This is a genomic window from Serratia proteamaculans, from assembly GCF_949794035.1.
Classification (GTDB): Bacteria; Pseudomonadota; Gammaproteobacteria; order Enterobacterales; family Enterobacteriaceae; genus Serratia; species Serratia proteamaculans.
Genome location: NZ_OX461105.1, coordinates 4,313,415 through 4,327,271 on the forward strand (window position 1 = coordinate 4,313,415; position 13,857 = coordinate 4,327,271).

Below are 13,857 nucleotides of genomic sequence, written 5' to 3' on the forward strand. Positions count from 1 at the left end.
TTTACGGGCGCAGCATGCTGCGCCCCTGCTCATTCTCACTCAGGCGGTGATCTGCAACCGCTCCGCCAACCCGCTGCGACGCTGGGTGGGGGTACGAATGGCTCGCATCAAAACCGCATCAATGGCATACAACGAAAGCTGTCTGCGAGCACGGGTGATCGCGGTGTACACCAATTCACGGGTCAGCACCGGCAGGAAATGATTGGGCAATACCAGCACCGTGTGATCAAACTCCGAGCCCTGCGACTTGTGCACCGTCATTGCATAAGCGGTTTCATGCGCCGGTAAACGGCTCGGCTGCACCGACTTAATGCTGCCGTCCGGCAGTTGGAAGTGAACACGTAGCTCGCCGGTCTCATCCCGCAAGGCAATACCGATATCGCCATTAAACAGCCCCAGAGCGCTGTCATTGCGACCAATCATCACCGGACGGCCAGAATACCAACGCCCTGCGGCCCCCGGCTTGCGTTGGATCAGACCGGCGCGTTGCAGCCCCGTCTCAATGCGTTCATTTAACCCGGCAATACCGAAGGGCCCCTCTCGCAGCGCACACAGCACCTGGAAACGAGCAAACGCCGCCAGCACCGCCACCGCGTCCGCACCTGCGACCACCTGCTGCAGATAATCACGATAGCCCGTCACGCAGGCATCCAGCAGCGCCTGATAGTCTTGCGTTTCCGCCAACGGATAACCGCTTACGTCACTGAAACGGCCGTCGAGTGCCGCCAGTGCAAGCTTGCCATTACCGGTATTCACCGCAGAGGCCAGTTGGCCAATGCCCGAGTTGGCATCAAAGCGATAGCTTTTGCGCAGCAGACACAGACTGTCGCGCACTGCGGCCTCCGCCTGGGCACTTTCGCCCTGCAACAGACAGCCGGTCAGTCGAGAGAGTTGCTCTGCGCGCGCCACGCTGTAACCTTGCTCGGCAAAGCGGCAGATATCTCCCAGTACCGCCCCAGCCTCTACCGAAGCCAGCTGATCGCGATCGCCCAGGAAGATCACCCGCGCCTGAGCGGGCAAGGCGGCAATCAAACGCGCCATCATTGGCAAGTCGACCATTGAGGCCTCATCGACCACCAGAACATCCAGATGCAGTCGGTTGCCACTGTGATAACGCATGCGTTGACTGTTGGGCTGAGCGCCCAGCAGGCGATGGAGCGTGGAGGCTTCGGTGGGGAACAGCGCTCGCTGCTCCGGGGTTAATGCCAGTTGTTTGCCTGCGCTGCCTAACGATTCCGTTAAACGCGCCGCCGCTTTGCCGGTAGGCGCCGCCAACTGAATACGTAAACGGCGCCCCTCGGCAAGCTGCACCAGCGCCGCCAGTAATTTGGCGACCGTGGTGGTCTTACCGGTGCCCGGCCCACCAGAAATCACCGCAATGCGTCGCGTCGCGGCCACTGCCGCCGCAATTTTCTGCCAGTCGGGTTCATCGGTCGCTTCGCCAAATAATTGGTCGAGAATGGCGCGCAGCTCGGCTTCTTCAACCGCCTGAGGCAGGCTGTCGCTACTGATAAACTCGGCAACCTCACCCTCGTTCTGCCACATGCGCTGCAGATACAATCGCTGCTGTTGCAACACCATCGGCATCGCGGTACTGCCATCGCCCACCGCCGCACTGGCCGACAGACGCTGCTGCCAACCGGCCACATCCAACTGCCCTGCCGCCAACCATGCGGCCTGTGCCAGCTCCGGCTGACGCCCGTCAAAGAGATTTTCCGGCAGCAGCTGTTCCAGCATCAGACAGACATGACCCGCACCGGCCTCTGCGCTGAGGCAGGCCGCAGCCAGCAGCATCTCCGGCTCGTCGCTCCCGGCCACCACACGGGCAAACTGTAAGTCCAGCGGGCGCAACACGCCGAGTGCCTGCGCCTGTTCCAGTAGCGCGATCATGATTCATCCTCAGCCACAAGAGCCTCACCGCTGAATAACAAGTCCATGCCTTCCACCAATTGCGCCTCCGGGCGGCAGGCGAAAATGCCATTACCCGGATGCTGTGCATCCACGCCGCGCAGGAACAGATAAATCACCCCACCGAAGTGCCGCTGATAATCATAATCCGGCAACCGATGACGCAGATAGCGGTGCAGTGCCAACGTATATAGCTGATATTGCAGGTCGTAACGGTGTTCTGCCATCGCCTGCGCCATCGCCGGTTGGGTATAGGCACTGCTGTCTTCACCCAGCCAGTTGGATTTGTAGTCCAGCAGGTAGTATTTCCCCTGCCAGCAGAATACCAGGTCGATAAACCCTTTCAGCATCCCCTGCACCTGTTGGAAATCCAATTCAGGGCAGCGAGCAGAAAGGGGATCGTAGCTTTTCACCAGCTTATCCAGCTCATGCGCCTGCAACAGCTGCCCGATCGGCAGATAAAACTGCAGCTCGGCCTGTTTATGCTGCGGTACCAGCGCCGATAACACGACACCGGTATCATTAAGCGGCGTGTTCAACAGCACCTGCATCCACGCCAGCAGTATCGGTTGCCAGTGATCGGCAAACCCTTGCTGTTGCAACTGCTCCAGCAACCACGCCTCATCGAGCGGTTGGGTAAAATCGAGTGTTTCAAACAGGCTATGCAGGAAGGTCCCCGGACCGGCCCCCCGTGGGAAGGTATGCGGTGTGAGCGCTGGCTCACTGTCCTGGGCTTTCTCGCCGGCGGCATCGACATCCAGCCGTGGCAATAAATCCTGCATCAGGCCCGCGCCATGTTGTTGCAGGCCGGTATAACTGGTCACCCGCCAAAAATCCTGTACCTGACGCGAGAAGTGCTTCGCCGCCAGCTCGGTCAAGGCCGGCGTTTGCGGCAGCCAGGGCTGCTCGTCCAGGGTTTCCACCAGCGACAGCGCAACGCCATCTGCGGCCAGCTGTTGCAGGCATTGCTGCAGATAAGCTGCGTCGCCCGCCTGACCGGACTGCACCAGATAACCCAGCGCGCTGCGGTGTAAATCGGTATCCCCCTGTTTCTTGCGGGTGCCTTGAATCAACGGCGCAATGCCAATGCTGCAGTGGTATACCGAACGGGTCAGCGCGACATACAGCAGACGTAGATCTTCTGCCAGCCGTTCCTCCTCCGCCCATTCGAGACTTTGTTCATCGGCGTTGAGATCCAGTAAGGCCTGGAAACTCTGGCGATCGTGGTACAGCACCTGCTGTTGCTGGCGGAAATTGCCGACGAACGGCAACCACACCAGATCGAACTCCAGGCCTTTAGATTTATGGATGGTGATCACCTGCACCAGATGTCGGTCGCTTTCCAGCCGCAGTTGCTGGTTATCGGACTGTCGATTGGGCTGGGAAATCTGCTGTGCCAGCCAACGCACCAGCGCATGTTCGCTGTCGAGCTGCGCGGAGGCCTCCTGCAACAGTTCCCCCAAATGCATCACGTCGGTTAATCGACGCTCACCACCGAGGCTGGCCAACAGGTTTTCCGCCAGATGGCGCTGATTCATCACTTCACGCAGCATCGGCAACACACCGCGGCGCAGCCAGAGCGTTCGGTATCTGTCGAACTCATTGACCAGCGCATCCCAGGCGCGCTCATCCTGATTCAATCCGTCCAGCGTTGGTGCATCCAGCCCCATCAGCCCGGTCGCCATGGCACTGCGCAGCGTGCGTTCCTGCTCCGGTGCCAGTACCGCCTGCAGCAGCCACAGCAGATCTTTGGCCTCTGGCGTATCGAATACGCTGTCGCGGTTGGATAGATAAACCGAAGGTATGGCCAGCGCACTCAGGGCATCACGCACTAACGCCGCCTCATTGCGGCTACGCACCAGTACGGTAATGTCTGACGCCTCTACTGCCCGCCGTTTTTCTCCGTCCACCAGCCAGGCCTGCTGGTCTTGCCCGGCACTGAGCCAGTCGCGGATTTGCGTGGCGCACAGGCGTGCCATCAATTGTTGGTACTCACTAACGCCAACGCCTTCCCCTTGCTGCAGCCAAAACTGCATCGCCGGCTGTGGCTGGTTTTGCAGCTCAAAGGCCAACCCCCGGTTTTTCTCGGCGGCGGCTACCTCAATAAAGGGAATTTGGCCGAACAGGAAGGGTTTTTCCACCTGAGCAAACAGATGGTTAACGCTGCCCACCATCGACGGGGACGAGCGCCAGTTGGTTTCAAGCGTATAGTGGGCGCTTACCTCTGAACGGGCGCGCATATAGGTAAAGATGTCGGCACCACGGAAGGCGTAAATCGCCTGCTTGGGGTCGCCGATCAGCAGCAGGCCGCATTCCGGCCTGCCGACATAAAGTTTTTGGAAGATGCGGTATTGCTGGGGATCGGTATCCTGGAACTCATCGATCATCGCTACCGGGTAACGCTGGCGGATCGCCTGCGCCAACCGTTCGCCACCGTCACTCTGCAATGCGCTATCCAGTCGGCTTAACAGATCGTCAAAGCCCAGTTCGGCGCGCTGACGCTTCTCCTGCTGAATGGACAGCCGTATCTCGCTCAACGCCCGCGCCATGATCAAGTCACGTAACGTCAGCGGTTCATCGAACAGTTCGTCGATCGCCACAAACAGCGCATGCCGTGGCGGCTCGCCTTTTTTGGTTTTATCCAGCAGTACCGACTGGCGGAATTTATCCAGCTCTTTCGGCAGTTGATAGTCCTGAGTTTCCAGCACCACCCATTCCCCCACCTTATGCAGCCAGTTGGGCAGATGCTTGCTGCTGTAACTGCGCTTATCAACGCCGGACTGGCTGATCAACGCTTCCAGATCGCCCGCAGCTGCCAGCCACTGCGCTTTAATGGCGTCAATGCGCGCCACAATCTGCTCATGGCGCATCAGAACCGTTTCTTCATCCTTCGGCGGCCGACGCAGCATAGGTGCTTCGCCGTGCAGGTAGCCGGAAAGATCCGCCAGTAGTGCTTCCGGGCCACTCCACTCCTGACTCACCGCCCGGGCGACGCCCAGCGGTAACGGATAACAATGACGGCGCCAAAAGTCCGCACAGGCCTGACGGCGTAGCGGCAGTTCATCCTGCACCAGCGTTTGTTCAAACAGAATGCCGGACTCGAAGGCATTATGGGTCAACATGCGCTGGCAAAAGCCATGAATGGTATAGATTGCTGCTTCATCCATCTGCCGCTCGGCAGCCAGCAGCTGTGCGGCGGCATCGGGCAGATCGTCAATTTCCGCCATCAACGCGTTAAATAACGGATTCTTACTGATGCCGCGCACGCAGGCAATGCGTAATCCATGGATATTGCTACGGATACGCCCGCGCAGCTCCTCGGTGGCGGCCTCGGTAAAGGTCACCACCAGGATCTCCTCTACCGTCAGCGGCCGGGGAAAGGCCGCTGCCTGACCCAGGCCAAGCAGCAGGCGCAGATACAGTGCGCCAATGGTAAAGGTTTTACCGGTCCCCGCCGACGCTTCTATCAGCCGCTCGCCAAACAGCGGCAATGTTAGCGGGTCAAGCCGCTGCGGGGCGGTCTCTGTCATGGGGTCGCCACTTTACGCGGCAGAGTTTTCTGCAGCGCGGAGGCGTTTGGATAAGTCACCCAGTCCGGCTGCACGGCGTAATCCGCCTTCTCTTGCCCGCTGCCACTCACCTGCGACAACACCGCCAGACCCTGTGGCTTAATCACCGCCTGATGGAAATAATCCGCCAGTTTGGTCGGCGTCAGCTGCTTGACCTGCTCAATCAGCTTATGACGAGTATCAAATGAGAAGTTACCGCGATCGAAGTCATTGGCGAAACGGCCGGCCTCTTCGCTCAGGGTTTGCGGACGCTGCTTCAGTTCGTTGATCAGCGCCTGCTGGTACTGCTCGAAGTCCGCCGGTTTCATCTCACGCAGGCGTTTCTCGGTTTTCGGATAGAAATCCTGGTAGCGCTGATACAGATAGGCCGGCTGCTTGCTGTTGCTTTGCAGCAGGAAACCAATCCCCCACTGACGGCCCACAGACATTGGGAAAGCAAACACCGCGTAGCCCAGTTGTTCCTGAGTACGCAGTTGGCTGTAGAACCATGGCTGGATAATCTGGCCCAACAGCGAGCTGTAAGCCATGCCGGTCACTTCGTCGTAGCCGGTCGGTACATACACCGCCGCCAGCGCCGAGTCGGTGCTGCTGCCCGCCCGCTGCAGATTGGCCAGCTGACTTTTAGTCACTTCAACGTCTTCGCCGTGCCACCATTCAATACCGGTACAACCCAGGCGATGTTTCAGCGTTGAGGCCAGGGTATCCACCTGCTGCTTGCTCATATTCCCCACCACCAACAGCTCCGGCGTCGCGTCGGCCAACAGGCTGTCGCGATAGGCCAGTACGTCTTTCAGCGTCAGGGTTTTCAGCACCTCACGGCGTTCACTACGTTCGGAGTAAGGCACGCGAGAAACCATCTGCACCGGCTGGATCGCCAGCTCAAACGCTTTGCCCTTCTCGGCGGAATCCAACTGCTCCAGATACCAGGACTTGGCCTGCGCCAGTTGATCTTCGGTCGGCGTAAAGCTCGAGTAGCCCTCGATCAGGGAAGTCAGCAGTTGCGGCAAGCGCTGGGTAAAGCCGTTGGCGTTGAACTCCAGGCCGTTGTTCGGCGAAGTTGAGAAACTCAGCCCGCCAACCGAAGCCTGGTAGCTCAGTTGATCCAGCGAAATCCCTGCCATATAGTCAGTCAAAGAGAACAACACCTGGTTGCGTGCAGAATCCATGGTTTTTGCATTGCGGAACGCCACTGTGACGTCAGCCTTAGGCTCATCGGCAAAGTAACGGCTCGGCATATACAACACACGCAGGCCCGGTTGGTCGACCACCATCTCCGGTTTTTTAAACTCGTGTGAAGGCTTGGTCAGACTGAAATCATCCGGAATATACGGGTTCAGTGTGGGTAACGACAGGCTGATCCCTTTACCCAGTTGCTGCCACTGTTCAAAGCGCTGTGGGGTGATTTTATCGACCTGATAAGGCGCATTGACGAAGTAGGCCATTTTGTTATGCGGCTCATTCGGGCTGACGAACCAGATCCGCGCATTCTGTGGCGTCATGGCGTCCAGACGTTCGGCGATCGCCTTGGCGTCATAGCGGTCGGCCAGATAAGGCGAGTCCAGCGTATGTTCGACCGGCACGCGCAGCATGGTATCCACCAGCCATTCGATGTAATCCATATCACGGGTGATCGACGGATAGCGGAAATCCAGATTCAATACGTGGGAGATCTCATCAAAATAGCTTTGCTTGATGCCTTCGCTGCGCAACATTTTCAGGTAGTTAAAGATAGCGGCGACAACTTCGTCACGCTTGGCCAGGCCTTTATCGGTCAGTGAAACACTGATTGAGAATACGCCGCCGTTGCGATCCACCATAGGATCGGCCCCGGCATTGATGGCATCCGCCAACCCCTGCTTTTGCAGCCAGTCAGACAGGGTATTTTGGCTGCGGTTGCCAATCAGGTAGCTGATGTAGGTATCGGTCTTGCTGCGGAATTCAGCGCTGTTATTGTCAATGCGGAATTCCACTTTCAACTGCTTGCGCGGCTGGGCCGGGACATAGTGAATAATGATGCCCTGCTGTTCAGGAGTGACCGCCGGGACGTTGATCGGCGGCACGCTGGCGTCACGGTTCGGCACCCGGCCAAAAGTTTTGGCCGCCAGTTCAGCCAGCTCCGGCAATGGCTGGTTGCTGTACAGCACCCCCATCATCAGATTGGCGGAATAATAGCGTTGGTAGAATGCCGTCAGCTCATCGTGCAGCTTGCTGCCCGGCTTGTCTTTTAAGGTATCGAGGTTACCGCCGGAGAAACGCGCACTAGGGTGTGCCGGGTTCAGCGTTTCTGCCCCGACCTGCGCCATGCGCATTCCGTCGCGTGAACGTGCCATCGTCAGCTCGGCATTAACCGCGTTACGTTCACGATCGGCATTGCCCGGCTCCAGCAGCGGTTCGGCGATAGCATCCGCCATGCGGTCTACCGCCGGGGCCAACGCGTCGTTTTCCACTTCCAGATAGAACGCGGTGCGATAAGACGCGGTGCTGGCGTTATGGCTGCCCCCATGCTTCTTCAGGAACTCCGCCAGATTCTCCGCCTGCGGGTAGCGTTTGGATCCCATCAGCACCATGTGCTCCAGGTAGTGCGCCAACCCTAGCTGACTGTTCGGATCTTCCAGCGAGCCGACCGGCAGCGCCAGCGCCGCCAGTGATTTCGGTGCCTGAGCGTCGGAAACCAACAGCACGGTCATGCCGTTCGCCAACTTGATCGCCTGATACTGACGCGGATCGTGATCGCTTTTGTTGATCTTCTCCGCCAGCGGTTGCCATCCCTGTGCGGCCCAGCTCAACGGTGCCCAAAACATAACCACTAATACTAACCCGGTGATACGGGCCAACTGTCTGCGCATATCCAAAATGAACCCCTATTCTGACGCCGTCGCGCCACATCCCTGACGTTGACGACGTACATAAAAACAACAAAAGCTATATGCCTGTACGTTATGTAAGACCGGGACTAACCCCGATAGTTGAATATAACCCTGATTATTTTTACCACCTCAGGGCAATCAGTACCACCGGGGGATTGTTACCCAAGGTTATGCCGTGCCACCGGCAACAGATAACGCTCTGTTTCGGCCAGAATTTGCGCTAAATAAATATTGTCCAACTGGCGGAATACCCGTTGCACATAGGGATCCTCGCCTTCGCCTGGAATACGCTGATCGCCCTGCCAGGTTTGCAGCAACTTGGCCCGGGCCTTGATTTGCACCTCTTCATCCCAGTCAATCTGCTGCGTCTCCGGCTGATAGCACTGGCTCAGCCACGCCCAGCCACTTTTGTTCAGCAGCAGCAACGGCTGACACAGACCGCGCTGGTAGCCGGCCACCAGTTCAGCCAATTGCTCGTGGGCTTCTTGCGCACTTAACGCGGCAAAACGCCAGGCGGCCCCTTTACGTCCGTAGATACGGCTTTCTCCGCTGCCACCGACGCAGCAGTACACCAGATGTTCCAGCCACAGCAATATGCCGTCGACTGCCGATAAGGTTGACGGCCGCCAGCGCAGCAGCCCGTCGTCCTGGACCTGATGTAGCCAGCCGCTGATGCGCACACCGGCAATGTCGATATCCAGTTCCAGGCTGTGCCCTTCGCTACGTTCGGCGCGTACCTGTTCGGCCAGTTCGGTCATCTCTTCCTGCTGCTTCTGCCAGTATATTTCGCCGAAGGGGCCAAAAGGCAACCCGCCGGCGGCACGCACCCGCTGAAACAGGCGGGCGGCGTCCCCACCGTCAATCAGCGTATTCAGCAGTTGGCTATTGAACTGATAGCGACTGAGATTATCCAGGGTGAAGGGTTCTTCGTCCGGCAGCTCGGTTTCTTCCAGGATAAAACTGACCCCCAATCGCAGTTGGAAGAAGGCGCGGATCGGGTGGCGGTAGAACCGCAGTAAATCGTCCAGCGAGATCTGCGTTTTTTCATCCGGCAACAGGGGCTGATTAAACGCGGGATGCGCCGCACCGCGCCGATCGGCGGCAGGTAACCATTCGGCAGCATAGCTTTGTTCTTCGGTGTCGGGCAGGAAATTCTCGGCGGCAAACGGCATACGTGAATGCCAGTTAAGCAAATGTTTACCCACCTGCTGTGCGCTGCCATCGGCGTCCAGATACTCATCGCCCGGCAGACAATAACTTTGCTCAAGGTACTCCAGCAGCTCGGTCACCAGCACCGAAGGAAAACGCTCGCTGTTATCCTGAATGGAGCGGCCAATAAAGCTGATATACAACCGTTGTTGCGCCGACAGGATCGCCTCGAGGAACAGGTAGCGGTCATCATCACGGCGACTGCGGTCACCACGTTTCACCTGTTGCGCCATCAAATCAAAGCCTAGCGGTGGCAAGGTGCGCGGATAAACTCCGTCGTTCATGCCCAGCAGGCAGACCACTTTAAACGGGATGGAACGCATGGGCATCAGCGTACAGAAGTTGATTTGTCCGGCCAGGAAACGTTGGCTGATGCGTTCCTGATCGAGACGTGCCGCCAGTTCATCCCGCAGGATAGACAGCGGCACCTCGTCGGGATAGCGTGCCGCCAGCCCAAATTCGAACAGCTTGTTCCACTGCTGTTCTATCAGCGCCAACACCACTTCCGTTTCGCCGTCCTGTTCAAAAAAGGTTTCCAGCAGTTGGCGGCACAGTGGCTGCCACTCCGGCAAACAACGCGCCTGCCCCAACCGTTGTCGCCAGCGGCTCAGCGCCGCCAGCAGTTCCGCCAGTTGCCCGGCCAGTTCGGCTACCAGCCCGCTCGACTCGTCATAGGGTAAAACGCCCTGCCAGTCGCCGACATTGCTGTCCATGGCGTAACCCAGCAGCATGCGTGTAATACCGAATTGCCAGGTGTGCTGGCCGGTAGCGGGCAGATCCAGTTCACGTACGTTGTCGTCATCCAACCCCCAACGCACGCCGGACTCGCCGACCCAGTGGCGCAACAGGCGCAACCCTTCCTCCCGAATGGAGAACCGCGCGGCCAGCGCCGGAACCTCCAGCAAGGCCAGCACCTGCTCTGAGGTAAAGCGGCTCTGCGGCAGATCCAGTAATGAGATAAACGCCTGTAGCGCCGGGTGAGCCTGGCTCGCCTTGCGGTCAGAGATGGCAAACGGCAGGTAACGTTCGGGGGAAGCGTTACCGAATACCGCCTGAATATAAGGCGTATAGCTGTCGATATCCGCCACCATCACGATGATGTCGCGTGGCGTCAGCTCAGGATCGTCCGCCAGCATGCTCAACAGCTGATCGTGCAGTACTTCCACCTCACGCTGCGGGCTGTGGCAGGCGTGCAGGCTAATCGAGCGATCGGCCGGATCAAGCCGACGTTTCGTAACGCTGCTCTCCAGCGTTTCCGGTGTGGTACCGATAACCGCACTGTTCTTCAGCTCCAGCATATCGTGCTGAATAGCATGCAGCAGATTGTCCGCAGGGATATCAACAAAGGCAAAAACTTCCTCTGAGGATTCGATCTGCGAGAGTAAAAAGTGGTGGTCGCGCCCCAGCTTGCCCCATGAAGCCAGCAGCGGATTTGGCAGGTCTTGCTCGCCGGCGTCGTTAAACAACCCGGCGGCATTATCAGGATCCCGAAATAACGAATATTCCGTTTTGTCGCGATAATGCTGTCGCTTACGGCTTTGCAATTTCGCCAGGAATGACTGGCTTTGAATGTCCCCCCAATAGTAGCGGCACGGGTTGGTGAACATCAGATGAATATCAATATGCTTGCCCAGCGCCTGCAACGCTTCCAGATACACCGGGGGCAACGCCGAGATACCGCAGATAAAGACCCGAGGTGGCAGCCCCGCCGGCGGGGTTTCAGCTTTCTCTAACGCGCTGATAAAACGGCGATACAGGTTGGCACGGTGCCATTCAGGCTGCCCCAATTCCTGAGTGTATTCGACCAACCGCGCCCATAACGGCGCTTGCCATTGCTGTGCCTCCGCCAGCCCATCAACAGGCTCACCCTGCTGCCAGCTTTCCAGCCATTGCGGGCGATACACCAGATATTGGTCAAACAGGTCAGCCACCCGACCGGCAAGCTGGTGGATTTTACGCTTGTCGCCGTCGTCGGTGAGGTAATGCTGCAGCGGGGCAAATTCAGGTTGGGTGAGCAGATCGGGCAACAGCCACATCAACTTCCAGGTCATGGCGTCTTTGCTGAAGGCGCTCTCTTTCGGGATCCCCGGTAACACCCGGGTGAACATGTCCCAGATGAAGGTGGCCGGCAATGGGAAAGCAATGTTGGCGGCAATGCCAAATTGTTCTGCCAGTTGCATCTGTAACCACTGCGCCATACCAGGGCTCTGTACCAGCACCACTTCCGGTTGAAAAGGATCGGCCAATGGCTCTCTGGCTATCAACGCGCTGGTTAACGTTTTCAGCAAATCCAACTGATTGGAATGATAAACCCTAAACATTGGGAGCTCCCTTAAAACAAAATATCTGCCGGATCACTGGCGCATGCAGTACCAACGACTGAGTTCCGCCCACTGTCGCTGGGGCGTTTTTATTCTTACCGTCAGCCGTTGGCAGGCGGCTTGCGGGGTACTTAGCCCTGTCTCACGTTGCCAACCGGGGCCCGGTAGCGGCAGCCCGACGTCCACGCGCCCACTAGCGGCGAAAACTTCCAATTGCTGATGCGCCAACGACCAGGCCTGTCGATACTGCCACTGACGCTGGAACGACTGCAACAGCACCTGATGATACTGTAACAATCCCAGCAGCGACACCGCGAACAGCAACGCGGCGATCAGTACCTCCGGCAGGCTGAAACCCCGTTGGCGCCATAACGCTGCACCGGACGCACTGCGCAGGTTACTCCGCACAGTCCACCTGCTTTTTTTCAGGGCAAAAATCCAGCCAGCCGCCGGTTTCCACCCTCAGCCCGATGTCACCCCCGGTGCCTTCAGGTTGGGTTCGTTGGTATAACCGCAACGGTTCCCCACGACTGACCTGCGCATCACCACGGACCAGCACAATGCCCGCCTGAGAGGATAATTTTGCACAGGCGCGCAGCTCACCGGTTTGCTGACACCACCAGTCGTTAGTGGCTAACCGCCCACGCGGCCAGGACTGCACCACGCCCCAACTGAGCGCCGAAGCGGCCTGATTATAAGCCTGTAGATAACGCTTCTCGTCGGCGGCCAGCAGCAGAGCACTGTCCAGTTGGCGGTGCTGGGCATTCAACAGCATCAACCCCATCACCAGCAACATCATCACTGCCGCCAGAGTGCTGCCTCCCCGCTGCCCGCCAGCCTTCATGGCAGCGAGGCCATGTTAACCGCCCACTGCAGACTGCGCCGTATCCCTTTATCCGCTTTTGAACGGCCACTCAGGGCCAGCGTCACCCAGTTTTTACCGCTGTCGCCCGCATTCACCTTGATGCTGAAGGTTTCAATGCGTACTTCGTCGTTATCGAGCAGACGCTCCCAGCCGGTGCCACGGCAGTGACTTACGCCTCGCTGCCCCTCCAGCATGCCTTGCCGTAACCGGTATCCGAAGTAGCCGGCGTCGGCACCGAGAGTTTCCCAGCGTCCACTGCGGGTGATGTCATAGGCAACTATCACGCAGCTGCCCGCCGCCTCCCCGGCTGCACGACCGATCAACAAGGGCTGCCCCTGGCACTGGCCTGCACAGAAACCGGCGCGGCGCAGATCCTTCTCAATGCCAAAGGCTAACTGCCGCAGCACCGATTCCAGCCGATAATGCCGACCGACATCGACACTGTGCTGACGCAACACCGGATAAATTTTTGCCGCAGCCAACGCAATCAGGCTGCCAAAGGTCAGTGCCAGCATCACCTCCGGCAACGTAAAACCGCGTTCTAGGGCTGACATGCCGCAATCCCCCCCAGGCTCACGTCTTGGCTGCATAACCGTAGCCGCCCCTTGGCTGACAGCACCAGGCGCAGGCTGCCGGCACCATTCCTGAGCAAAATATGCCCGGCCTGGGCATTGTTACGCAGGCCATAAAACCCGATATCTTTTTGGGTAAACCCCGCCAGTTGCACGTCCCGATAGTCAGGACGGAACACATCATCGCCGAGCGCTGCACAATCCACCGGCGCTTGACCGCTGCCGATGCACCAGGGATCGCCGGTTTTAAACCCCAGCAGCGCCGTGCGATTACGCCAGTTGGCGTCCGCCTGTAACCGGGTGAGAAAGGCCAGCAGCTGCTGCGCGGTATGCTCCAGTCGCAAAGCCTGTTGATAATGACGCCAGTGGCTAACGCCCCAACCGGTCAGCAGGCCCGCCAGGGTAATCACCACCAGCAGCTCAATCAGCGTCATGCCGCGCTGGCCCTCAATGTTGAAAATCATCTTGTCGCTCATGCCGGCCAGTGTAACCAGAGGCACAGCAGGATAAAGAAGGCGTTACCTGGCCTGAAGCGCGCTGCGCAAC

At 58.4% G+C, this 13,857-nt stretch carries 8 protein-coding genes; all 8 read right to left on the bottom strand.

The genetic code is table 11. The features are described 5' to 3' along the window. Positions 1–39: 39 nt before the first annotated feature. The 8 genes from recD to QOT07_RS20130 all read right to left on the bottom strand — a co-directional run bounded on the left by recD (position 40) and on the right by QOT07_RS20130 (position 13,787). A complete protein-coding gene (gene recD, locus QOT07_RS20095) occupies positions 40–1,890 on the bottom strand; it encodes an exodeoxyribonuclease V subunit alpha (RefSeq protein ID WP_262262058.1) in 1,851 nt (616 codons plus the stop codon). After that, positions 1,887–5,438, bottom strand: coding sequence for an exodeoxyribonuclease V subunit beta (recB, locus tag QOT07_RS20100; RefSeq protein ID WP_283603803.1), 3,552 nt, complete (start codon positions 5,436–5,438; stop codon positions 1,887–1,889). The genes recD and recB overlap by 4 nt, the downstream gene beginning before the upstream one ends. Further along, entirely contained in the window at positions 5,435–8,323 is a 2,889-nt protein-coding gene (ptrA, locus tag QOT07_RS20105; protein WP_283604399.1) for a pitrilysin, read from the bottom strand. Before ptrA ends, recB begins: the two co-directional genes overlap by 4 nt. Before the next feature lie 179 nt (positions 8,324–8,502). Further along, complete coding sequence (recC, locus tag QOT07_RS20110) at positions 8,503–11,874, bottom strand: exodeoxyribonuclease V subunit gamma (RefSeq protein WP_283603804.1); 3,372 nt, start codon at positions 11,872–11,874, stop codon at positions 8,503–8,505. Between the two features lie 33 nt (positions 11,875–11,907). Beyond that, entirely contained in the window at positions 11,908–12,282 is a 375-nt protein-coding gene (locus QOT07_RS20115) for a prepilin-type N-terminal cleavage/methylation domain-containing protein (protein WP_275880994.1), read from the bottom strand. Next, a complete protein-coding gene (locus QOT07_RS20120) occupies positions 12,272–12,718 on the bottom strand; it encodes a YgdB family protein (RefSeq protein WP_099064987.1) in 447 nt (148 codons plus the stop codon). Before QOT07_RS20120 ends, QOT07_RS20115 begins: the two co-directional genes overlap by 11 nt. Continuing rightward, positions 12,715–13,293, bottom strand: a complete 579-nt coding sequence (locus QOT07_RS20125; RefSeq protein WP_261428279.1) for a prepilin peptidase-dependent protein — start codon at positions 13,291–13,293, stop codon at positions 12,715–12,717. The genes QOT07_RS20120 and QOT07_RS20125 overlap by 4 nt, the downstream gene beginning before the upstream one ends. After that, the gene (locus tag QOT07_RS20130) at positions 13,281–13,787 is read right to left on the bottom strand and encodes a prepilin peptidase-dependent protein (RefSeq protein WP_283603805.1); all 507 of its coding nucleotides are present in this window, start codon (positions 13,785–13,787) and stop codon (positions 13,281–13,283) included. Before QOT07_RS20130 ends, QOT07_RS20125 begins: the two co-directional genes overlap by 13 nt. Positions 13,788–13,857: the final 70 nt, after the last annotated feature.

Excerpts from the sequence above, each read along its gene's own strand:
- QOT07_RS20125 (WP_261428279.1), bottom strand. The coding sequence starts at position 13,293 with ATGTCAGCCCTAGAACGCGGTTTTACGTTGCCGGAGGTGATGCTGGCA.
- recC (WP_283603804.1), bottom strand. The coding sequence starts at position 11,874 with ATGTTTAGGGTTTATCATTCCAATCAGTTGGATTTGCTGAAAACGTTA.
- ptrA (WP_283604399.1), bottom strand. The coding sequence starts at position 8,323 with ATGCGCAGACAGTTGGCCCGTATCACCGGGTTAGTATTAGTGGTTATG.
- QOT07_RS20120 (WP_099064987.1), bottom strand. The coding sequence starts at position 12,718 with ATGAAGGCTGGCGGGCAGCGGGGAGGCAGCACTCTGGCGGCAGTGATG.
- recD (WP_262262058.1), bottom strand. The coding sequence starts at position 1,890 with ATGATCGCGCTACTGGAACAGGCGCAGGCACTCGGCGTGTTGCGCCCG.
- QOT07_RS20130 (WP_283603805.1), bottom strand. The coding sequence starts at position 13,787 with ATGAGCGACAAGATGATTTTCAACATTGAGGGCCAGCGCGGCATGACG.
- recB (WP_283603803.1), bottom strand. The coding sequence starts at position 5,438 with ATGACAGAGACCGCCCCGCAGCGGCTTGACCCGCTAACATTGCCGCTG.